Raw genomic sequence first — 22,198 nt, 5'->3', positions numbered from 1 at the left:
TGATATGAAGAAAGTAGTATTAATCTTCCCTGGTCAGGGATCACAATATGTTGGAATGGGAAAAAGTCTTGAAGGACACCCTTCTTTCGAATTACTAGAAAAAGCAAATAAGACTCTTGGTTATGATCTTTCAAAAATTATGCTTGAAGGTCCTGCTGAAGAGTTAACACTAACTCAAAATACACAGCCAGCAATTCTTACTTATTCAATTGGCCTTTATCAAAAAGCCAAAGAAATTTTAGACGAAGCAGGAATTGAAGTATCATGTGTTCTTGGCCACTCAGTTGGTGAATACCCTGCGCTTGTCGCTGCCGGTACTTTAAGTTTCGAAGACGCACTAAAGTCTGTGCACAATCGTGGAAAATATATGCAAGAAGCCGTTCCAGCAGGAATGGGTAAAATGTATGCTGTCATGAGAGTGCCAGCAGAAATTGTAGAAAAGGCATGTAAAGAAGTTTCATCAGAAGGTAATGAAGTTATGCCAGCAAACTTCAATGAACCTGGTCAAATAGTTATCTCAGGACATGCTGATGCATGTGATAAGGCCGTTGCTTGGATTTCAGAAAACTTTTCTGATCCACATAAGACTGTTGAACTTAAAGTAAGTGCTCCTTTCCATTCAAGCCTAATGAAGCCAGCTCGAGAGAATATGGCAGCATTTTTTAATGACGTAACTTTTAATAAAACGACAATTCCTTATATTGCCAACATCGATGCCAAAAAGTATCAAATTGGTACAGACGGTGACATCGTAAAAGAGAACCTCATTAAGCAAATTGATGGTTCTGTACTATGGACTCAAAGTTTCCAGAGTCTTGATGACGATACTCTTTGTATTGAAGTTGGGCCAGGAAGAGTGCTAATGGGACTTGCTAGAAAAATTAACCGCAATATAAAAGTCATCTCACTTGATAAAGACGGTGCATTTGACGAGCTAAAAGAAGCTTTAAACTCATAGGAGCATATATGATTGCAACTTATAATGACCTTAAAAATAAGAAAGTTCTAATCACTGGTGCTAGCCGTGGTATCGGTTTAGAGATTGCAAAATCTCTTGCAACTCAAGGTGCTCACGTTGTCTTCAATTATCGTGAAGGTAAAGAAGAGGTCGCAAAAGAAGTAGAAGCAAAACTAAAAGAGCTTGGTGCTTCAAATGTAACAGGACTCATGTTTGATCTAAATAACGAAGAACAAATGAAGACTGCAGTAAACGACTTCACAAAAGAATATGGCCCACTTGAGGGGTTAGTAAATAATGCCGGAGTATCAAAAGACAGCCTTATCCTTAGAACGAGAAAAGCAGATCTGGATGCAATTATTGATACAAACCTAAAGGGTGCAATCATGTTAACAAGTATTTGTTCTCGTGGTTTCCTAAAGGCCGAGAATGTATCAATTGTTAATATCAGCTCAATTGTTGGCCTAATGGGTAATATTTCACAAACAGCTTACTCTGCTTCTAAAGCGGGGCTAATTGGAGCAACAAAGTCAGTAGCGAAAGAATTAGCTAGCCGCAACATTCGCTGTAACGCAATCTGTCCAGGTTTTATTGAAACTGATATGACTGATTCTCTCGAAGAAAAGGCTAAAGAAGCCTATATTGCTTCAATTCCAACTTCACGCTTTGGGTCAACTGAAGATGTATCAAACCTCGTTTGTTTTCTTCTTAGCCAAGCGTCAGGATATATAACTGGTGAAGTAATTAAAATTGACGGTGGACTTTATATCTAGAAAAATATTAATATACTAAAATTAAAAATTTAACATAACTAATAGAGAGAGATTGAGTTTAAAGCTTAATATTTAATTAGGAGACAAATATGGAACAAAAAGTAATTCAACTAGTAGCGGATCAAACAAAAATCGATATCGCAAAAATCAACGCTTCAACATCATTCGTAGATGATCTAAACCTTGACTCATTAGACATCGTAGAACTTATGATGAAAATGGAAGATGAATTTGATATTCAAATTCCAGAAGAAGATGCAGAAGGTCTTAAGTCTGTTCAAGACGTTGTTAAGTACCTTGAGTCTAAGCAATAATCTAATTTAAATTTTAGATAGAAAGAAAGCCTGCTATTTGCAGGCTTTTTTTATTCTACAATCTTACATGACTTTATTTCATATGTTTTATAGTCGTAATCTATTTTAACTTTTCTATCATTCTTAGTTGATTCTTGAATACACTTTAACTCTTTTTCATTTGCCTTATAAAAAGTTGCACTTTCAATAAAGGAAACAAGAGTTTTTCCATCTTTATTAATAATCTTTGAGACAGTGTACTTTGCACTACTAATACTTGAGGCAAAAACAGAGCTACATAATATTGAAAGAATTAAAAATACCTTGTGCATTATTGTAACCTCTTACCTAAATCAGTTAAAAGAGCTCTCGCGGCAGTAACCCTTTGCTCTTTTGTAAGTCTTGTCTTGTCCTGAGGATGAAATGTACTTCGATCAGAAATCGTAAATGTATTTCGACCAACTGAGACAGCATCTAAACTTGGTGGGAAGCCAACTTGATCGAGGTTCTTTTCATTAACACCCATAAGCCTTAACCACTCATCAGGCTCAACTGGGCGATCTGCAACGGCAGGGTCAATAACCATTTTTTGTACATGACCTCGCCCATTATTAACATATACTACTGGAGCAACATGGTAAGACCATGGATGAGGTGAAGATTTTGATTTCAAATATCCAGAGGTCCATGCCTTATCAGCAATGACTCCTTCTTCTTCCATCATATTAACCATAAGTTCAGCTCTGGCATAACAACCATCTGCTGTATAACGCCAAGTTAACTCTTTCATTTTCTTTGCTTTATCAAAGAGCTCTCCTGCTTTTTTCCAAGAGATAACACCACTTGATCGAGGAACAAATTCTTGCGACTCTTTATAACTTTCGGCCGTGTAATATGAATCACCATCACGACAGCTATTTTTTGGAAGGAATTTCTTATTAATATACTGACTATTGATAGTGCCATTAACAACTTCAACAAGATGAACAAAGTCTAGGTTTGCTCTTTCATTATTAGTTTGTACACCAAGGCTAATAATATCGTCTTTAATGTTCTGAGAACAATGTGGAATGATTGTCTTGAGATAATCACTAAAGCGGGCATCTTGAAAACTAAAATAGGCCGTAGGATTACTTTGTAAGTTTTGAGGTGCCTTTCTTGCAGCTGTTAAACGAGATGTTTTATAATCGTCATTTAATTCTAGGACTGCACCATTCATTGTTCTTGCTATAGTTATTTGAGAATCACTCTTGGTAAACTTTGCATTACCTCGTGAGTCACGAGTGTAGTTAATTGGCATGAAAATATTTCGAGAAGGATCAAAAATAAAGAAATGATTGTCTCCACACTTTTTAATGGGACACTTTGTACTCATCTCACAATGAATATTTCCATCTTTTTTAGTGTTAACCCATAATAAGTTTGAAGCCTGAGCAACAACTGATTTTAACTTATTTAAGCTATCATCTAAGTCACTATCAAAATCTTCAAGATCTTCTAAAATATTACTATTTTCTTTTTTAGCAATTTCTATCGCTTGTTCGATTGATTTTTTTCTTTCTGCAATTTCTTGTAACTTTGTAATAGGTGTTGTGAATTCTGAGGTTGCTCTCTCCTCATTAATCTTATCACTTAAGCTGTTGTAATATGTCGGAACACCATTTTCAACGATCTGTTTAACAGCAAATGTTTTTGAAGTCCCACCTTCAGTAACAAGACCTAAAAGATGTCCCCTGCTATTGATTTGAACAATCGCTCTTTTTCCACCGTTTTCACAAACGACAACTGGTACATTTGAAGGAGCCTTACAATTATCAAAGCTGAGATCATCAGAGAAGACAACTGATGCTGCATGTGTGTAAATAGAAAAAATTGACAAAACCGATAGGATAATATTTTTAGTCATAGAGGCATTATCGGGGTAATTACCTAAAAATATTAACTTATTAAGAATTAAATTCGCTATTTCTTATAACTTATTGAAATATCGTTTAAATTTAAACAGAACCCATTGAATTCTGTAAAATTTAAGAGCCTCAAAGACTTGTCAAATGGCCTTCAAAATTATCAAATACTAGGAAAAAATAAGGATATGTATATGACGACAAATAGAAATCGCCGTGTAGTTATAACAGGACTAGGAACAATCTGTGGCCTAGGTAAAAACACAAAAGAAGTATGGAATGGGATTGTTGAAGGAAAGTCAGGAATCTCAGAAGTTGAAAGTTGGCCAGTACCAGATCTTGCAATCAAGATTGCTGGAGAGGTAAAGGACTTCGAACTTTCAGAAGATATAATGGAAGCAAGAGAGGCCAAGAAATATGACCGCTTTATACACTTTGCTCTTCATGCAACAGATGAGGCCTTAAAAGACTCTGGAGTTAATCTTGAAGAGTTTGATAAGTATAAAGTAGGTGCAATTCTTGGTGTAGGAATTGGTGGCTTCCCTATTACAGAACAAACTGCAAGAGCTTTTGTTGAAAAAGGGCCACGACGTATTTCTCCTTTCTTCATTCCAGCTATCATTCCAAATATGGCATCAGGTGTATTAAGTATTAAGCATGGATTTATGGGTGTTAACTACACAGTTTCATCTGCTTGTGCATCTTCATGCCACGCTATTTCAAATGCTGTTGAAGAGATTAGATCTGGCCGTCATGACCTAATGATTACAGGTGGAACTGAAGCCGTAATCTGTAACCTAGGTATGGGTGGTTTCATTAATATGAAGGCATTCTCAAAAAGAGTTGATGAGCCAACAAAAGCATCAAGACCATTTGATATTGATCGTGATGGATTCGTTATGGGAGAAGGTGCTGGGATTCTAGTGCTTGAAGATTATGAAAGTGCTGTTAAGCGTGGAGCAACGATTTACGCTGAAGTAGCAGGACATGGAGCAACTTCAGATGCTCACCATATTACAGCTCCTCATCCTGAGGGTGATGGTGCTTATGGTTGTATGAAAAAAGCAATCGAAGACGCAGGAATTTCTCCAGAAGATATCGAATATGTTAATGCACACGGAACTTCGACTCCTCTGGGTGACGTTGCTGAAACTGGTGCTATTAAGCGTGTTCTTGGTGAAGAGCATGCAAAGAAAATTAATGTATCTTCAACTAAATCAATGACTGGTCACCTTCTTGGTGCAGCTGGTGGTATTGAAACAGTCTTTACAGCGCTTGCGCTACACACTGGAACGATTCCTCCAACTATTAATATCGACAATCAGGACCCGAAGTGCGATCTTAATTACACGGCAAATAAGGCCGTTAAAAAAGATATTAAATATGCGCTTAACAATTCTTTTGGATTCGGTTCGACAAATTCGTCACTCGTATTAAAGAAAGTTTAAAGTCAAAAAGGATTAAGATGTTTCATAAAGACGCCGTTAGCCTAGAAAAAATGGATGAGGAAATTTTCTCATTAACTAATAAAGAATTAGCAAGACAAGAAGAAGGTCTTGAACTTATTGCTTCTGAAAATTATACATCAAAAGCAGTTATGCAGGCCCAAGGCTCAGTTCTTACAAATAAGTACGCTGAAGGTCTTCCAAAGAAACGCTACTACGGTGGTTGTGAAGTTGTTGATACAGTAGAACAAATTGCAATTGATCGCCTATGTAAAGTCTTTGGTTGTAAATTTGCCAACGTTCAACCACACTCAGGATCAGGTGCTAATATGGCAGCCTACTTTTCTATCATCTCACCTGGTGACAGAATCTTAGGGATGAACCTATCTGAAGGTGGTCACTTAACACATGGATCACCGGTTAATTTTTCTGGAAAGTATTTTGATGTAAAATTTTACGGACTTAATCCAGAAACTGAAATGATTGACTATGAAGATGTAAGACGTGCAGCTCAAGAACATAAGCCAAATGTAATTGTAGCTGGTGCAAGTGCTTATCCTCGTACAATTGATTTTGCAAAATTTAGAGAAATTGCTGATGAAGTTGGTGCTTATCTATTAGTTGATATGGCCCATATTGCAGGTCTTGTTGCCGCAGGTCTTCATCCTTCACCATTTCCACACGCTCATATAGTCACATCGACAACTCATAAGACGTTAAGAGGTCCACGTGGTGGAATCATTCTTACAAACGATGAAGAGCTAGCAAAGAAAATTAACTTTAATGTCTTCCCAGGAATTCAAGGTGGCCCACTAGAGCATGTTATTGCAGCAAAAGCAGTATCTTTCAAAGAAGCACTTGATCCACAATACAAAGAGTATCAAAAACAAGTTATTACAAATGCACAGGCCCTTGCTAAGCAGTTAACAGATCTTGGTATGGAACTAGTTTCAGGTGGAACAGATAACCACCTTGTTCTTATGAAAACAGATCCAGCAGGAGTAACTGGTAAAGTGGCAGAAAAGGCCCTTGAGCAAGCAGGTATTACTTGTAATAAGAATATGATTCCAGGTGATACAAGATCACCATTTGTTACTTCAGGTATTCGTCTTGGAACTCCAGCTCTTACAACGAGAGGAATGAAAGAGGACGAAATGAAGAAGATAGGAACTTGGATAGTTGAGGCCCTTAAGAATGCAGAGAATGAAAGTGTTCTTGCAGATATAAAAGGACAGGTCCAAGCTCTTTGCAAAGAATTTCCAGTATACTAATTTCAATACATTAGGGAGCTTTTCAGCTCCCTTTTTCATCTCCTAAATTTATTGTCTTAGCTATCCGATAAGTCTTTCAGTGAGGAAAGATTGATGAGGATTAACATTTCGAAATTACTACTATATTTATCAGCAAGCTCTCTGTTGAGCTCATGTGCTAGTGTCGATCAAATTGAGATGGCCTATGATAATTATCGTAGCTCTGTTAGCCGCTACATCGCTTCAGTAAAAGGACAATACCATCCTTCTGAATTTGAGATTAATAAAGATAATCTCTATAAGCTACAAGAAGAAATCGAATTGAATTTAGTTTGGAGAAAGAATTTTGCTAATGCAAAAAAGAAAGAAGATCAAAACTCCTTGAAGTTTATTTCTCCCTACTTTAATCAAAACCAAAAAATTACTGCTAATCTAAATCGCTTTTTGAAGAATATTGACTGGGTAACTGACCCTACTACTCGCTTTGAAATACGCACTGATAAAATTTCATCGATAGAACAACGAAAAGAAATATATTTCGTAGGAAATCGAAAGCTTAAAAGAAAAGAAAGAGATGTCGATTTTGCTATAATCAATCCTTATGATGAAATTGGACAAGATACATTTAAGGCCATAAAAGTCGGTCTCATTGCTAATATTGCGATTTATGAAAATCATCTTTTACTTAAAAGAAAAATTGCAGAGGCAATAAAAATTGAATCCGACCCAACACTTCAAAAAGAACTTGAACTATACCATGAGAAGTTAGAAGAGAAGTTAAAGAACTCTCCTTCACATATGAAATTAGCAAATCTCTTATCGATGTATCGAGATATCACGATCTTTGAGAAGGCAAAAACAAAATCAAAACTTTCTTACTATATTGACCCTTTAATTGAAGAGACTCTAGTTTATAGTAATGTTCACAAAGAGCTTCACAAGAAAAAGAGATGGAATCAAGAAACTAAAGTGATCCACGATATAGTTGCAAAGATGGCAACGACAGTAGACAAGCGCTTTGCTGTTTACTTTAAGAAGTCTATCAAGTTTGAAAACCCAACTTATGGTGAAGTGACAAAAATTGGTAAGAATGAAAAAGCACATCTACTCTATCAACTAAAACCTATGGATATTGTCTTTATTCATAATGAAAATAATTTCAACAATGCTGTTGTTGAAAAGTTTTGGGATAATGTAGGAATCTGGATTGGAAGCTGGGACGATATTGTAAAATTAGGACTTTCCACTCATCCTCTGATCAAAGAGCATCAAGAAAAAATTCAAACGAAAGAGTTAAACTTCCTAGTCTCAACCAGACAAGGGGTTAAACTTAAGAATATGAGCTCGATATTAAATCAAGACGATATTGCAATTGTTAGAAAACGAAGACTTAGCTACGAAGAAACAGTTAAAGGCCTAACTCTTGCCTTTAGCAATCTTGGAAAACCTTATGATTACTCAATGAATCCACAAGATAAAGAGAAAGTATCTTTTGCGCAGCTCGTCTTTGACAGCTTTCCTCAAGTGAATTGGGATAAGTCACATATGTATAAACAAGAAGCAGTTTCTCCGTATAAGATTACACAGCGCACCGGTGAAGAAAAAGACTTCTTCACAGTTCTACTATATCGAAATGGTAAAGAAGTTCTAGAAGACCTTGAGGAAAATTTTCGAACCATTTCCTCTCAAAACTAAAATGGGAATATGCAATGCATCTCAATTATGATAGAAATAATTATGTATTGCCCAAATTGCCAAACACCAAACACTAAAGTTATCGACTCGCGTCATCTTTCGGATGGACTTGCTGTTCGCCGTAGACGTTCGTGCCCAAAGTGTGATTTTCGCTACACAACTTATGAGAAGCTTCAGCTTCAGGTTCCGGCCATTGTTAAAAATGACAAAAGACGTGAGCCATATAATCGTGAAAAGATCTCAAAAGGTATCAATAAGGCATGTCAAAAAAGACCTTTAACAACAGCACAAATTAACCGATTAATTGATGATGTTGAAATGACTTTATCTCAAAAGAATAATACTGAAGTTGTGGCCAAGGTTGTTGGTGAAGTTGTGATGGAAAAGTTATACGAATTAGACCCTGTTGCCTATGTTCGTTATGCTTCTTTTTATTGGAACTTTAATGACATTGATGGCTTCATTGAAAGTTTACAAAAAAGTATTGGGCAATTTACAAATATAAAAGAAAAGATTTTTATCAATAAGGATATACTAAGTGAAAAACCAAGCATTCAATAATAAATCAGCTGCTAGAAGCTTTGCATTTAAATTCATCTACAAACTCTTTCTTAAAGATTTCAAAAATGATTTAAGTGACTACCAATCTGACCTTGAGAAATTAAAAGTTGATATTGAAGAGTTTGAAGAGTCATATATTAAAGAAGATGATGAACACAGTGATAATGAATTAAATCCAAGTGTTCAAAATTATGGAAATAAGCTTATCACAGGTGTTATCAAAAACTTTGAAAGCATTAAGTCCACAGCTTCGGAGTGTATTCTAAAAAGAAGTTTTGACTCTGTTGATGCTATTGAAAGAGCTATTATCTGCCTTGGTATTTATGAGATTAAATTTGAAGAAACACCAAATAATGTAGCAATCAATGAATATGTAAATCTTGTAAAGAGTTACGGGAAAGAAGACTCTAAGAACTTTGTAAATGGTCTTTTAGACAGAGTGAGTAAGTCTTAACGATATGTCAGTAAAAGAAGAGATCTTCACATTAGTAAACGAAAGAGTAGGAGCAGTGATTTGTCTATATGACCAGTCATCTTCTAACTCTATCGATGTGATTGAGGCAATTAACCATCTGGTTGACGGAACTCTAGAAGAACGAATTCTAAAAAAGAAGAATCAAGACTTAATAAAAGAAGATTATTCTCATTTCTTCTTTTCAAAAAACTTTGGACAGCAACTTAATATCATTTTTAGTCAGATACCAAAGACTCCAACTAAGAATGAAATCAATCAATTTATCTCTATTCTTGATAAGCAATACGATATAGAAAATGAATGTGAAGTTGTAATTATAAAGCCCACTGGAAATTCATTTAAATTTCACCACCCAAGCCTTCAAATTCACCACTTTGAATATTAGCGAATAACCACTTTTGCTTGAGCAAATTTAGACCAGAATCTTTTCTTTTCCTTAAGACTAGTTTTAGGAGCTCGGCGTCCTGTAATCTTTTCTAACGTATCAGATATTTCAGAATGAATATCAGAATACTTCGGTTTTTGAATCATCGATAAAAGTGGACCTTGGGCCTTTTCAAATTTTAGATCTCCAATTGTATTAATAATTTCTTTTACAATATGGGCCCTTTTAGATGACTTTAATTTTTCATTAATATGATAATTTCTCTTATCATAAAGCATTGCCCAAATATTTGGAGCAAGCCCTGTAAGATTAAGCTTCTTTACGTTTTCAAGTGCTTGGTAACGAACAATTAGAGAATTATCTTTTAAAGACTTTTTATAAATATCAGTATATTCAGTTTGCCCTAGAGCGAGTAGAGATTTTAAAGCGGCCATTCGCATTACCCAATTTGGGTGCATTGTGAATTTTGAAATAAATGGTGCCGACTTCTTCCCCATAATTCTTCCAAGTAAGAATGTTGCCATCCAACGATTCTTATCTGGGTACTTATCACTTTTCATGACATTTATAAGGGCCGCAACAGACTTTCCTTTAAGCTTTAAGACTTGTTTCTTAAGCTTATCCATATCTGCTGTTTTCATATTATATTTGAATTGTCTTTCTAGCTTTTGAGTTAGAACAGAACGCTGTGCCTTTTGGTTAACTGCGGCAGTAGTATTTAAACTTGCAAGTATCGTTACAATTAAAAGTAGTTTCTTCAAAAGACATCCTTGTCTGCAAAAAAATTTGCTCTAAATATTATCCTAACATTTTTTCAAATTCGCTTAGTAACTCTTCAGCTGATTTCTGTTCACCTGCTCCATCATCCTTAGCTTCTTCAGGTGCAGCTTCAGCAGCAGGGGCCGCGGCTTCTTCAATAGGTGCCGGCGCTTCTTCAGCAACTGGTTCAGGTGCTGGCTCTGGTGCAGCTTCTGCAATTGGCTCCTCAGGAGTCGGCTGTGGCTGCTCAGGCGCTGGAACTTCTTCAGGTTCTGGAGGAGTCGTAGGCTCTTCTTCAGGAACTGGAACTTCAGCAGGCTCAGGAGTAACATCAATCTCAGGCTCTTCGGCCGGAGTTGGATCGATTTCAGGTTCAGGCTGAGCAGGAGTTGGATCCCCACCAGCTTGAGCAAGTTGAGCTTTTAATTGTTCGTTTTCTTGCTTGAACTTTCTTAGATCGGCAAGATCACCTTCAATCATTTCATATTCTTTAAGACGAGACTGTAGTTCGTCTCTTTCATCTTTAAGAGCATCAATTTCTTCATTAGAGGCAGCCGCAGAATCACCAGCAGCTTTAAGTGCTGCAATTTGTGCCTTTAGGTCTGCGATCTCTGTATTTAACTTTGTGATAATAGCAGCTGACTCTGAATCATCACTACTACCTGCTGCACTTAATTGTGCTTCAAGATCTTTTATAAGAGATTCTTTATTTGCAACTTGCCCTTTTAAGGCAGCTATTTCGGCATTCTTACTTGCAAGCTGGGCCCCATCAACATTACCAGTAGGTAAACTTCCACCTGGAACAACAGATGGTATCCCCTCTCCGGCCTCAAGCCCTCCACCTCTAAATAGAGATGACTTTAACGCATTTGAATTTTGAATTACTGAATCGAGATAGCTCTTTAATACATTTGCTGGAATTTGATGTTGTAATTCCTGCATACGTTTTCTTGTGTAAAACCAGTAAACGACAATGACACAAATTAACAATATAAGAACTGAGAACAAAATATAGAAGACGTTATCACTAACGTACATCATTTCTCTCGATAATCTTGTAATAGTACCAGTCACTTCTTTATTCCTTTTAAATTAGATAAACCTTTGATTATTTTAACATAATCAGCATTATTTAAAAGATATGAAAAAAGAGCAATTATGAACCCATTATTTCCATTTATAAGGTGAGTTTTTTAGTCAGAAACCATTTCACTAAGTTTCTTATAAAGAGGATTTCTGCCAACTATGATTGTCTTAGAAAAAATATTATGATCATGACCATTATACTCAGTTATTTTTGCCCCAGCTTCTAAACAAATGATCTTTCCTGCGGCCACATCCCAAGGAGCAAGCCCCTTCTCCCAAAAACCATCAAAGATTCCTTGGGCCACATAACATAAGTCGATGGCCGCCGAGCCCAATCTTCTCACAGCGGAGATACTAGTCATGACTTTTTTAAACTTACGGAATTCATCATTGAACGGCTTGCCTTTTTCAGTAGCAAAGCCAGTTGCTAATAAGAAACCTTTTGAACGAGATTTATTTTGCTTGAGTCTCTTCTTATCTTTTCCCTTAATAAAGTATGAACCGTTGCCTTTAGTTGCACAATAAGTCTCTTTGCGTTCAGGGATATAGATAACTCCAACAACCGGTTGTAGCTTATATGTTAAGGAGAGGCTAATACAATAATGCTCAAGTCCATGAACAAAATTATTCGTACCATCCAAAGGATCAATAACCCACATATAATCATGGTCTTGATATTCTTTTAAATATTTATAATTGCCTTGATACTTCTTATAAAAGTCTTCTTCGGCCAAAACAGGAATCTCTGGATTTAACTTTTTAAGCTTTTTAATTATATACTCTTCAGAAGCATGGTCTGCTGCAGAGACTGCCCCTTGAGCTTCTTTAATATCAATTTTCAGATTAGCTAAATCTTTTTGATAAGGAGAAAGAATCTTACCTGCTCCCTTTGCTATTGAAATAAGCTGCGCTTCATAAGCTAATAAATCTTTCTTAGTAATCTTCTTCATCCTGTCTCTTCTTTATAACTGCTTCAAGGTCAGAGTCTGAAAGAGGCTCATGTGAAGCCACTGTATAATTCTCAGTTAGCCACATCCCTAAATCAACCATCTTACATTTTTCACTACAAAATGGTCTAAATTCACTTTCATAATAATTAAACTCTTGTGAGCATTCAGGACACTTAACATTCAACTTCTTTGTCACCAAATTTCTCCGTAAAATTCTTTGATCATATCTTTTATCTTACTATCTTCATTATATGCTACTTCACCTATACTTGAAATATGCCTTATGCCATTAAATGAACTCGTCGCAAAACAGCTATCAAATTCATGTAGTTCAGCAGCATGTACTCGCATTTCTTTAAATTCATGGCCTGTTTCACTTAGCATAAATCTTACCCGATCAAGAGTGATTCCATCTAAGACTCCATATTCTGCTGTTGGAGTTATATAAGTATCCCCTTTTTTCAAAATTAGGTTTGACGTGGGAAGCTCCAATAAATACGAATCATGATCTAGTAAGAGAACATCATCATAACCATTAAAAATGGCCTCTTTTCTTATCTTAAACTGATATTGATAATCGCTACGTTTTAAATAGTCGGGAAAATTTCGATCAGGATAATAACAGTGAGTTGTTAACTTCAAAGGTGTAGTCACCTGTTCTTTTTCTAAGGCCCATATCCAAAACTGAATATCACCAGATAACTCACGATAGAAAGTTATTCTCAAATAAGCATGATCAATGTGGACAAATTCATCTAATATTTGGGCCGTCGCTAATTGTGCTTCATCGATAAGCCCTTTATCAAATTGCTTAGGCCAACAAAACTCGAAGCACTTTTCAAGTCGAGCTCGATGTTGATCCCAAAATATGGCCTTACCTGAGCGAACAAGGGCCGTGGTAAAGAATGAATTCCCCCATAAGTTCCCTTCATTAATAAATGCATCTCTTGCCGATAAACCTTTTCTCGAAAAATAGATTACTTCCTGTGCCATAACTTTCCTTATTGTTATAAAACATGATATCTAAAAATCATGATGACAGATAGTGATAATCAAGAAATTCTAATTATTGGCTTTGGCTCTCAAGCAAAATCTTGGGCAATGAACCTAAGAGACTCAAAGCGAAATATTCATATTGGCCTTCGATCAAATAGCTCTTCTATAGAGCTGGCCAACGAATTAGGCTTTAAGGTTCTTGATATTGAAAATCTTGCACTACCTCAATACGAATTTATCATTATCCTTACACCTGATGATACCCATAAAGAGATTTTAACTTCACTTAAATTTTCTAATAAGAAAAGTAAGCAAAAATTTATTTATGCCCATGGTTACAGTGTTATATACGATGAGCTAAGGAAGCTACTTCCTCATCACGAACATATGCTCTTAGCACCGAAGGCCATCGCAAGTGAATTAAGATTTGGTTATGAAACAAAAGCACCTTTAACTGCTGTTATCAATAGCGATGCTGAGTCTAAAGATGCCCTTAAAAGGTTGGCCAAAGATTTGGGTATTACTGTTGGTCCAATTGAGAGCAGTTTTAGAGAAGAAACAATTTGTGATTTATTTTCAGAGCAGTCTCTTCTTTGCTCAGTCATTCCACAGGCCGCACGCCTTTCTTTTGAAACTCTTGTAAATAAGGGTCACTCGCCGGAGATTGCGTATATCGAATGTTGGCATGAGGTAAAACTCATTGCTGATGCTATGATTAAACACGGGCCAAGTGCTCTTCTTAAATTAATTTCACCTAATGCTTTCATGGGTGGAGAGAAAGCTAAGTCACTGATATTTGATGAAGGGTATCAGCAGAAACTCCATAAAATCTACAATGAAATCGATAATGGCCAATTTGCCCATGAAATTCTTCATAGTGATTTCCAAATGCAGCTGAAACAAGCTATAAGTGAGTGGGATAATCTTGAAATTTCCAAAGTTTATCAACGCTTTGGAAAAAAATTGGTTCATGTGAATGAAAAAGTTAACAACGAGAAAAATTAGAAGCTTCAAAGCCGAAAAGACTAAAACTTCACTGCAAGTTCTCACTTGCTATGACTTCCAAACAGCGCAAATGTTAAATGAGACTCAATTAGATATGATTCTCGTTGGTGACAGCCTTGGAAATGTCGTTTTAGGATACGATACAACTGTTGAAGTGAGCTTAGAAGAAATGGCAATCTTTGGAGCGGCCGTTAAAAGAGGTGCTCCTAATAAATTCGTCATCGTCGATATGCCTTTTGGTTCTTATTCTACTTTTAATAAGGCCATTGAAAATGCGACCAAGATTTATCAACAAACAAAAGCTGAAGCCTTAAAGCTTGAAGGCGCTTTCCCTCATCAACTTGAGATAATCAACCGCTTAACTCAAAGTGGAATTCCTGTAATGGGACATATCGGTTTAACTCCTCAAAGTGTTCATCAACAAGGTGGATACTATACTCATGGTAAGACTGATGCCGATAAAGAAAGACTTTTAAAAGAGGCAAAAGACTTAGAAGCTGCCGGATGTTTTTCCCTAGTACTTGAGTGTGTAACAGAAGAGATTGCAAATCTTATTACAAAAGAGATTTCAATTCCAACAATTGGCATTGGAGCAGGCAACGGTACAGATGGACAGGTTCTCGTAATCAACGACCTTTTAAAGATGGGTCCAGGAAAGTACCCTAATTTCTGTAAGCCAATTGCAAATTTTTACGACTTAAAGCTAGAGCTTGTTTCAAAGTATATTCAGGATAAGAAAATTCCTCAAGGAATTGATAATGCCGACTTACACCATTGATAGTGGCAACACATTTATTAAAGTAGCGAAGTTTGAAAATAATATTCTTTCAAAGATCACTCGCTATACGCCAGAAGACTTTAATCCAACATTTCAAAAAGATGAAAAAATCATTTTTTCAAATGTATCCAAAAATATTATCCACAAATTACCATCGTCTGCCATAGCTGCAGCTGGGCTAATAGAAGACTTCAAGTCTACTTATGATCAATCAACATTTGGTGTGGATCGAAAAATCATTTCACATTATCTTCAAAAGAAGTTTCCAAATGAAAATATTCTCATTATCGATGCGGGTAGTTTTATCACTTTTGACTATATAGAGAGTGGAATCCATCGAGGCGGGCCCATCTACCTTGGACTTGGGAATTACCTCAAAGCTTATCCGGCATTTTCACAAAATCTTCCTCTAGTTGATAATGTAAAAGCAGGAGAATGTGCAAATACGAAAGAGGCCATTAGCACAGCATTCACTCAATATCTTTCAATGATTAAAAATGAAATTCAGAAATTTCAGACTGATCAAGTTATCGTAACCGGTGGTGACGCTAGAAACTTTCAAGACTGTGCAGATGAACAAGGCGATCTAATGCACCATGCTCTCTTTGAACTTAGCAGGGATTTCGATAGCTCGGTACTTCTTCCCATTACTTAGTCGGATCCAGTAACCTTCTTGCACTTCACCATCAATAACAATATTAATTGGCTTCATTGATACAATGTGATCATAGTTTATATAAATTGGCTCACAAGTATCTCCCAATGCTTGAACATCGCGTTGTGAAATAATCGAAAACTTACCAAATTTCATATACTTACCTTTGTTACATCGTTTCAAATTCAATGGCCTAAACCCTTTAAAACATATATAAGGGAGTCTCAGGGTATTAACAACCATAAAGTTAACTATATGAAAATATTAGTAGGTGTATGTGGTTCAGTTTCCGCTTACAAGTCAATTGAGTTTGTCAGAGGACTTGTTAAGGCCGGCCACCAAGTAAAAGTCATTTTAACAAATGGAGCAAAGGAATTTGTTTGCCCAAACCTATACTCATACCTTGGCGCCCAAGAAGTTTACGAAGCGAGTGCTGACTTTAGCGGCAGTATTGAGTCAAAGAGTGTACTTCATATAGAATTAGCAAAGTGGGCCGACAAGCTCCATATCTACCCGGCCAGTGCCAATACGATAGCCAAGCTTGCCATGGGTCAGGCCAATGACCTACTTAGTAGTGTCTTCCTCGCAGGATGGGATAAGTTTCAAACAATTATTTACCCGGCCATGAACACTTCGATGTGGACTAATCCAATTACCCAAGAAAATATTGATTTAATAAATCGTCTTGATAAGTATGATCATATCTATATATATCCACCACAGAGTGGAACACTCGCCTGCGGTGATACTGGTAGTGGAAAAATTCCCGATGTAGAAGAAGTGCTAACAAATTACGATGCCATAAACCTTGGTATCACTGATAACTCTCCTCATGTTGTCATTACAGCAGGTGCAACAGTTGCTCCAATTGATCCTGTTCGTTTTGTGACGAATCCTTCATCAGGAAAGACAGGACTTGAGATAGCAAAACAATCCCTTCGCCTTGGCAATCGCACCACAGTTCTTTTAGGAGAAAATTCATGCGATGGCTTTAAGCACCTAGCAAAACTTCCAGGAGTTAAAATCATTAAGGTTCGTACAACGGATGAGATGTATGAAGCAGTGAAATCTCTTGAGAATCGTTTTGATACATATATTTCAACTGCCGCTATTAGTGATCTTAAATTTAAAACCGCTGGTGACAAGTTAAAGAAAGACACTCTCTCAAATTCACTTGAATTTGAAAAAGCACAAGATATTCTAAGCTATGTAGTTTCAAATCAAAGTCCTTCTCAATGTATTGTTGGATTTGCAGCTGAGACACAAATGACTAAAGAAGTCTTGGAAAGCAAATATAATCGTAAACCAACAAAGCTATTAATAGGTACTCATGTAAATAGTGGACTTTGTGATAAGGCACGCCAAGGATTTGGCAATGATAGTGCAACATATACGATTCTTGAAAATGGAAAAGTTGCTTTTGAAGGAGAACTTTCAAAGCTTCAATTGGCCAAAGAAATATTTGAGAGGATTAAATAGTGAAAGTTATCACAAAACGTAATGAACTTATTAACACAATGAAGGAAGTTTCCCACCAAAGTCTTGGACTTGTTCCAACAATGGGAAATCTTCATGCTGGACACATGAGCTTACTTGAAAGTGCTCTTAATGACTGTCAGCAAGTTGTTCTAACAATTTTTGTTAACCCAAAACAATTTAGTGCAAATGAAGACCTCTCAACATACCCAAGAACTCCTCAGGAAGATCTCGATAAGATAAAAGAAACTGCGGGCAATCGTGCTAACGATATTATCGTTTTCATGCCAGAGGGTAATGCCGAAGTTTATCCTCCAGGATTCAATACAACGATTAGTGTTTCTGGAATAACTGAAAAGCTTTGTGGAAAGAGTCGTCCTACTCATTTTGCAGGAGTGACAACTGTAGTCTACCAATTATTTACTCTAATAAATCCTGCTCGTGCTTACTTTGGACAAAAAGATTACCAACAAGTATGTGTTATTCGTAAGATGGCACAGGACTTAAATTTAAATATCGATATTAAAACCGTACCAATTATAAGAGAAGAATCGGGACTTGCCCTCTCTTCTCGAAATGGTTACTTATCAAACGAAGAAAAAGAAATCGCTCTAAATCTTCCTACAAAATTAGAAGTTATTGAATCTCTTTTAAAGTTCAATACTTGGGTAGACGCTGGAGCACAATTAAATGAAATACTAGAATCAACACTTATTGATAAGGCTTGGGACTATCTAGATATTCTAGATAGCAAGACTCTTGAAGATGTTGATCAAAATACAAAAGAAGTCGTTATCGCTGGAGCTTATTTTGTTGGAGATCGTCCAACGAGAATCATCGATAACCGACTAGTGGAAATTACATATGCTTGATAATGAATTTTATATCTCACGTGAGGCAAAGGCCTCCCTTGTCTCTTTAATTTGTCCTAAGTTTAAAGAACATGCGACAGAAAAAGACACTCTTCGAAGTTTAGAAGAGCTTCGAGAGCTAATGCGTACTTTAAATATTGAAACAGGTGAACAGTATATTCAAAATAAGAAGACTGTTGATGCTGGAACGATTTTAGGAACAGGAAAGCTTGAAGAAATTGCAGCAGCGGCAAAGGCCGAAGGCTCATCTCTACTCGTTTTTGACTGTGAGTTAACTTCTTCGCAAATTAGAAATATCAAGAAGCTGACAGGGCTATCTGTCGTTGATCGTTGCCACATTATTCTTGAGATCTTCTCAGAGCACGCAAGAACAAAAGAAGCACGTATTCAAATTGAAATTGCTCGTCTTCAATATATTCTTCCACGACTGGCCGGATTCTGGTCACACCTTGGCCGTCAAAAAGGAGGTATTGGTGTTCGCGGTGGTGAGGGTGAGCAACAAATTGAGCTTGACCGTCGTATTATTCGCGAAAGAATTGAGTTCTATAAACGTGAGCTTAAAGAAGTTGAAAAGTCTCGTATTGAACAAAAGAAGCGTAGGTCAAAAAAAGCAATTACGACAGCACTCGTTGGATACACCAATGCAGGTAAGTCTTCTTTAATGAATCGCCTATGTCGTGTTGATGTACTTGAAGAAGACAAGCTCTTTGCAACACTTGACTCAACTTTTAGGATGTTAAACCCAGATACAAAACCGCCAATGATCCTTATCGATACGGTTGGTTTCTTATCAAACCTACCAAACACTCTAATTGATGGTTTTAAAACAACTCTTGAATCTGCTCTTGAAGCTGATCTTCTTATGATTGTTTGTGATATTAGTGACCCAAATTACGAAAAACATCTTGAAGTTACTAACAATGTTCTTAAAGAACTAGGGCTTGAAGACAAAGAACGTATCATTATCTTTAATAAGAAAGATAAATTAAATGATAAAATAGCTGAAAATATTATTAAGAGAAAGCATCCAAATAGCTTCGTAATTTCAAGTTTTGATAAAGCTGACATTGATAATTTACGTCAATATGTCGTGGATTACTTCTTAGAAAAACAAAATAATTACGACCTATTTATTCCTTATGATGCTGGAGCTGCCCATTCAATCGTTGTTTCAAAAACTAACGTAATTAAGACAACTAATCATGAAAAAGGGATCTACTATCAAGTCCGAGTACCTGACTTTATTTATAACCCATTAGGTTTACAAAAGTTTGAGCTTGGGCCACATGACCCTCTACTTGAAGAAGTGTAGCTAAGTTTTCTATTGAATCATCCGACAAGCGAGTATGAAAAAAATCCTACTCGCACTCACACTTGGCCTTATGGCATGGACAGCTTCTGCTGGAATAACAACAATTGACGTAGAATCATATCACCGAACTGATATGGACTTTATGTTCTTAATCAAGAATAAGAAATACGATAAAATTGTTCTTGATTGCCAAGGCTTTATTAATGGCCTTAATCTCTATAGCACTCGAGGACATGATATCTTCACTCTTCCAGGCTATGGACATTGTATGGCAATCCATAACGAGATTATCAAAAATATCAAGGCCAAGAAAAGCTCATGCCTTGCTATTAATGATTCAGAAGGCAAAGTACTTGTTCTAGATAGCAAGTGCCCTGCTCAACCTTAAGGGCTAGGCCAATCGCTTAATTAGGTGGTATCCAAATTGCGTTCTAACGATTGGTGACATTTCACCAACCTCAAGAGCAAATGCAGCTTTTTCAAATGGTGCCACCATCATTCCCTTTCCAAACTCACCAAGGTCTCCACCTTGTTGCCCAGAAGGACAATTCGAATAATCTTTTGCAAGCTCTTCGAAGCTCTTCCCCTCTTGCATCTTTTTTAATAAGTCTTTTGCTTCAAATTCTTGATCCACCAATATGTGGGCACAACGAATCTTGCTCATGTTATTTCCTTTGAATAGATTTTTTAAGAATGAAATCGCCAATAGTATGTTCCTATTATTACAAGTAAGATAACGGCCAGTCCCAGCCACATGTAAAACTCATCCTTCTCCATTGAAGTCTCCACAAATACGATCGAGATTAGACATGAGATTTGCAATATCAAGAGGTGCTTGAATGACGCGCTTTGCGCCTTCTTCTCCCTTAGTTACGAGCTCTACAACTGGAATTTTTTCACAAAACTCAGCTTCAATCTTCTTAATTGTTTCAGCTGAAATTGTTGAAATATCGACGAGAATGACTTCAGGCACAATATCTCGGATGAAATGGAAAGCATCATCTTCATTTGAAAGCGTAAAAAACTCTCCTCCAACCTCTTTACCTAAAGCCTCTATAGCAGTGATCATCATTTGGTTGTCGGATAGAAAGAATAGTTTTTTAATTTTCACGTTTAGGTCCTGATATGTTACATTAAAACAATAATCGAAATGGAGATCTTATGTCGAGTCGCATTAAAATTATTGATAACTTATCTAATTCTACCCTATATGAGTTTTCAATGGAAGACGCAGACCGTGCATATGAGAAGTCAGAGGAACTTGAGGAAATGGGGCTTGATATAAAGCTTATTATCCCTTCAGTTTCAGAAACACTCATTAAATCTCTAGGTGCAAATGCTGATAAAATTGAAAAACTCAAAGAAATGATGGATGAAGAAATTGCATCCCATATCGAAGAAGAAGGTAGTTGCTCAATTTGTCTTCCCGATGGAAAAATTCATCAATAAGAGCTAAAACTCTTCGTTCATCAAGGCTTCCATCTTCTTATTTGATTCTTGAAGTACCTTTAAAGACTCCATTGCCTTTTGAAGTTCAGGACTATCTTGAACGGCCTTCTTGATATCTTCCTGTGAAATTTGCTGTCCCGTTTTCTGACTTGCTTCCTGTATAGACCTTTGAAAGACCTTGTCCATATCATCCTTTGAACTTAAACTCTCACTACTGCTGTCATCTGCAGAACTTACACTCTCACTACTGCTATCATCCTGAGATTCATTAGTGGCTTGCGTGTTAGAAATTACAGAAGGACCAAGTGGGAGATAAAGCCCTCCTAAAACACCACAATCTGAGATCTTATTCTCATTATCAACATACATATCAATCTCAAAACTCTTATTAAGTTTTTTCGCTCCATAGGAAGCATTATTTATTCGCGTAAGCTCAACGTTTAAGACGGCTTCACCGCGGTGAAGTTCGCGGTCTTCAATCTTATTAACAAATAAATCACTTATATACATCGATGAAAGAATATAGTTAGTACCGGCCACTTTTTCTTCAAGAGAATACTTTGCTTCACCATCAGGTCTTAAAATCTTTTCTACTATTAATCGATTCTCTAAGCGTCCAAGCTTCTCAAAAGTTCTTTTACAAGTTCCAGGCTTCCCCATATAGGCCTTCATCCCCTGAAAGTAGTTATTTAACTCGGTTTTATTGATATTTGTCTTTGTCGATTTAATCTGATTTTGCTGATATTTCATAAACGCTAAAGCTAAGAAACCCAAAAGTCCCGCAGCAATAACTATTTCCATTAAGGTAAAACCATTCTCATTTTTCGTAAATTTAAGCATGGGTATATTTTAGTGGATAAATGGATTTTATGGTAGTAGGTATTTCATGTAGTTTCGGGAACTTGTACAAAAAAGGCCACCTTTCGGTGGCCCTATATATCTATTTTATCTTAGATATTTTTTGCTAACTTTAGCGAAGCTAAAGTGTCGCTTTCTGCTCGCCAACTTTCCCATTGCTCCTGAGGCACATCCTGCGGCAAAAGTGCCCCAACGGGCAGTTTTGAAGCAGAGATGGATGTGATTCAAGAATCAAAGAGCGAAGCTCGCGTGATTCGGTTGTT

Annotated in this window: 28 protein-coding genes; 17 read left to right on the top strand and 11 right to left on the bottom strand. The window is 36.6% G+C overall.

The annotated features are described in order from the left end of the window. The first annotated feature begins 4 nt into the window (after positions 1-4). From fabD to acpP, 3 genes are all read left to right on the top strand, one after another. Positions 5-958, top strand: coding sequence for an ACP S-malonyltransferase (gene fabD, locus VCM44_RS11205; RefSeq protein ID WP_115361838.1), 954 nt, complete (start codon positions 5-7; stop codon positions 956-958). Positions 959-966: 8 nt separating this feature from the next. After that, the gene (gene fabG / locus VCM44_RS11200) at positions 967-1,731 is read left to right on the top strand and encodes a 3-oxoacyl-ACP reductase FabG (RefSeq protein WP_162929500.1); all 765 of its coding nucleotides are present in this window, start codon (positions 967-969) and stop codon (positions 1,729-1,731) included. Between the two features lie 89 nt (positions 1,732-1,820). Further along, entirely contained in the window at positions 1,821-2,045 is a 225-nt protein-coding gene (acpP, locus tag VCM44_RS11195; RefSeq protein WP_115361840.1) for an acyl carrier protein, read from the top strand. A 50-nt stretch (positions 2,046-2,095) separates the two neighbouring features. Here the strand turns inward: acpP and VCM44_RS11190 are convergent, their stop codons facing one another. Then, a complete protein-coding gene (locus VCM44_RS11190) occupies positions 2,096-2,356 on the bottom strand; it encodes a hypothetical protein (RefSeq protein WP_115361842.1) in 261 nt (86 codons plus the stop codon). Continuing rightward, the gene (locus VCM44_RS11185; RefSeq protein WP_334678818.1) at positions 2,356-3,930 is read right to left on the bottom strand and encodes a protein-glutamine glutaminase family protein; all 1,575 of its coding nucleotides are present in this window, start codon (positions 3,928-3,930) and stop codon (positions 2,356-2,358) included. Before VCM44_RS11185 ends, VCM44_RS11190 begins: the two co-directional genes overlap by 1 nt. A gap of 192 nt (positions 3,931-4,122) precedes the next feature. Between VCM44_RS11185 and fabF the strand changes: the two genes are divergently transcribed. The 6 genes from fabF to VCM44_RS11155 all read left to right on the top strand — a co-directional run bounded on the left by fabF (position 4,123) and on the right by VCM44_RS11155 (position 9,739). Continuing rightward, positions 4,123-5,376: a beta-ketoacyl-ACP synthase II gene (fabF, locus tag VCM44_RS11180; RefSeq protein ID WP_115361846.1), complete on the top strand. Its 1,254-nt coding sequence runs from the start codon at positions 4,123-4,125 to the stop codon at positions 5,374-5,376. A gap of 17 nt (positions 5,377-5,393) precedes the next feature. Continuing rightward, complete coding sequence (gene glyA, locus VCM44_RS11175; RefSeq protein WP_334678817.1) at positions 5,394-6,644, top strand: serine hydroxymethyltransferase; 1,251 nt, start codon at positions 5,394-5,396, stop codon at positions 6,642-6,644. A 93-nt stretch (positions 6,645-6,737) separates the two neighbouring features. Next, complete coding sequence (locus VCM44_RS11170; RefSeq protein WP_334678816.1) at positions 6,738-8,318, top strand: YiiX/YebB-like N1pC/P60 family cysteine hydrolase; 1,581 nt, start codon at positions 6,738-6,740, stop codon at positions 8,316-8,318. A gap of 9 nt (positions 8,319-8,327) precedes the next feature. Further along, on the top strand, positions 8,328-8,879 hold the full coding sequence (gene nrdR, locus VCM44_RS11165; RefSeq protein WP_233500255.1) for a transcriptional regulator NrdR: 552 nt from the start codon (positions 8,328-8,330) through the stop codon (positions 8,877-8,879). Then, a complete protein-coding gene (gene nusB, locus VCM44_RS11160) occupies positions 8,857-9,333 on the top strand; it encodes a transcription antitermination factor NusB (RefSeq protein WP_115361852.1) in 477 nt (158 codons plus the stop codon). The genes nrdR and nusB overlap by 23 nt, the downstream gene beginning before the upstream one ends. A 4-nt stretch (positions 9,334-9,337) precedes the next feature. Beyond that, positions 9,338-9,739 carry a hypothetical protein gene (locus tag VCM44_RS11155; protein WP_115361854.1) on the top strand — a complete coding sequence of 134 codons (402 nt, stop codon included), beginning with the start codon at positions 9,338-9,340 and terminating at the stop codon, positions 9,737-9,739. Here the strand turns inward: VCM44_RS11155 and VCM44_RS11150 are convergent. From VCM44_RS11150 to VCM44_RS11130, 5 genes are all read right to left on the bottom strand, one after another. After that, a complete protein-coding gene (locus tag VCM44_RS11150) occupies positions 9,736-10,500 on the bottom strand; it encodes a HEAT repeat domain-containing protein (protein WP_334678815.1) in 765 nt (254 codons plus the stop codon). The two genes, VCM44_RS11155 and VCM44_RS11150, sit on opposite strands and share 4 nt — an antisense overlap. Positions 10,501-10,537: 37 nt before the next feature. Next, a complete protein-coding gene (locus VCM44_RS11145; protein WP_133296934.1) occupies positions 10,538-11,572 on the bottom strand; it encodes a hypothetical protein in 1,035 nt (344 codons plus the stop codon). 119 nt (positions 11,573-11,691) lie between these two features. After that, complete coding sequence (locus VCM44_RS11140; RefSeq protein ID WP_115361860.1) at positions 11,692-12,534, bottom strand: inositol monophosphatase family protein; 843 nt, start codon at positions 12,532-12,534, stop codon at positions 11,692-11,694. Continuing rightward, positions 12,518-12,730, bottom strand: coding sequence for a DNA gyrase inhibitor YacG (locus tag VCM44_RS11135; protein WP_199506641.1), 213 nt, complete (start codon positions 12,728-12,730; stop codon positions 12,518-12,520). The genes VCM44_RS11140 and VCM44_RS11135 overlap by 17 nt, the downstream gene beginning before the upstream one ends. Then, positions 12,727-13,527: an aminotransferase class IV gene (locus VCM44_RS11130; RefSeq protein WP_115361862.1), complete on the bottom strand. Its 801-nt coding sequence runs from the start codon at positions 13,525-13,527 to the stop codon at positions 12,727-12,729. The genes VCM44_RS11135 and VCM44_RS11130 overlap by 4 nt, the downstream gene beginning before the upstream one ends. Before the next feature lie 39 nt (positions 13,528-13,566). Between VCM44_RS11130 and VCM44_RS11125 the strand changes: the two genes are divergently transcribed. From VCM44_RS11125 to VCM44_RS11115, 3 genes are read left to right on the top strand one after another with little or no spacing between them, the layout of a single operon-like run. Then, a complete protein-coding gene (locus tag VCM44_RS11125; RefSeq protein WP_334678814.1) occupies positions 13,567-14,535 on the top strand; it encodes an NAD(P)-binding domain-containing protein in 969 nt (322 codons plus the stop codon). Beyond that, a complete protein-coding gene (gene panB, locus VCM44_RS11120; protein WP_334678813.1) occupies positions 14,507-15,313 on the top strand; it encodes a 3-methyl-2-oxobutanoate hydroxymethyltransferase in 807 nt (268 codons plus the stop codon). The genes VCM44_RS11125 and panB overlap by 29 nt, the downstream gene beginning before the upstream one ends. Next, positions 15,294-15,968, top strand: a complete 675-nt coding sequence (locus VCM44_RS11115; protein WP_334678812.1) for a type III pantothenate kinase — start codon at positions 15,294-15,296, stop codon at positions 15,966-15,968. Before panB ends, VCM44_RS11115 begins: the two co-directional genes overlap by 20 nt. Here VCM44_RS11115 and VCM44_RS11110 read toward each other — a convergent pair. After that, positions 15,900-16,124 (bottom strand): hypothetical protein, encoded by a 225-nt coding sequence (locus tag VCM44_RS11110; RefSeq protein WP_133296935.1) that lies wholly within the window; start codon positions 16,122-16,124, stop codon positions 15,900-15,902. The genes VCM44_RS11115 and VCM44_RS11110 overlap by 69 nt on opposite strands. A 99-nt stretch (positions 16,125-16,223) precedes the next feature. Between VCM44_RS11110 and coaBC the strand changes: the two genes are divergently transcribed. Genes coaBC through VCM44_RS11090 form a run of 4 tightly spaced genes read left to right on the top strand, consistent with a single transcriptional unit; the run spans position 16,224 to position 20,016 of the window. Next, positions 16,224-17,447, top strand: a complete 1,224-nt coding sequence (gene coaBC / locus VCM44_RS11105) for a bifunctional phosphopantothenoylcysteine decarboxylase/phosphopantothenate--cysteine ligase CoaBC (RefSeq protein WP_334678811.1) — start codon at positions 16,224-16,226, stop codon at positions 17,445-17,447. Beyond that, positions 17,447-18,316, top strand: a complete 870-nt coding sequence (gene panC, locus VCM44_RS11100; protein ID WP_334678810.1) for a pantoate--beta-alanine ligase — start codon at positions 17,447-17,449, stop codon at positions 18,314-18,316. Before coaBC ends, panC begins: the two co-directional genes overlap by 1 nt. After that, complete coding sequence (gene hflX / locus VCM44_RS11095) at positions 18,309-19,628, top strand: GTPase HflX (RefSeq protein ID WP_334678809.1); 1,320 nt, start codon at positions 18,309-18,311, stop codon at positions 19,626-19,628. Before panC ends, hflX begins: the two co-directional genes overlap by 8 nt. Positions 19,629-19,662: 34 nt before the next feature. Next, positions 19,663-20,016, top strand: coding sequence for a hypothetical protein (locus VCM44_RS11090; protein WP_334678808.1), 354 nt, complete (start codon positions 19,663-19,665; stop codon positions 20,014-20,016). 3 nt (positions 20,017-20,019) lie between these two features. On the opposite strand, the gene VCM44_RS11085 is transcribed toward VCM44_RS11090, so the two are convergent. Next, positions 20,020-20,292, bottom strand: coding sequence for a peptidylprolyl isomerase (locus VCM44_RS11085; RefSeq protein WP_334678807.1), 273 nt, complete (start codon positions 20,290-20,292; stop codon positions 20,020-20,022). Positions 20,293-20,391: 99 nt separating this feature from the next. Continuing rightward, positions 20,392-20,739, bottom strand: a complete 348-nt coding sequence (locus VCM44_RS11080; RefSeq protein ID WP_115361879.1) for a hypothetical protein — start codon at positions 20,737-20,739, stop codon at positions 20,392-20,394. A gap of 50 nt (positions 20,740-20,789) precedes the next feature. Between VCM44_RS11080 and VCM44_RS11075 the strand changes: the two genes are divergently transcribed. Then, complete coding sequence (locus tag VCM44_RS11075) at positions 20,790-21,077, top strand: hypothetical protein (RefSeq protein ID WP_115361881.1); 288 nt, start codon at positions 20,790-20,792, stop codon at positions 21,075-21,077. A 3-nt stretch (positions 21,078-21,080) separates the two neighbouring features. Here the strand turns inward: VCM44_RS11075 and VCM44_RS11070 are convergent, their stop codons facing one another. Continuing rightward, positions 21,081-21,917, bottom strand: coding sequence for a type II secretion system protein (locus VCM44_RS11070; protein WP_334678806.1), 837 nt, complete (start codon positions 21,915-21,917; stop codon positions 21,081-21,083). Between the last annotated feature and the right edge of the window lie 281 nt (positions 21,918-22,198).

Origin of the sequence: Halobacteriovorax sp. DPLXC-1 (genome assembly GCF_036903125.1) — a bacterium.
GTDB classification, from domain to species: domain Bacteria; phylum Bdellovibrionota; class Bacteriovoracia; order Bacteriovoracales; family Bacteriovoracaceae; genus Halobacteriovorax_A; species Halobacteriovorax_A vibrionivorans.
Note: the sequence above shows the minus strand (reverse complement) of the source record. Positions and strands in the feature narration are given on the sequence as shown.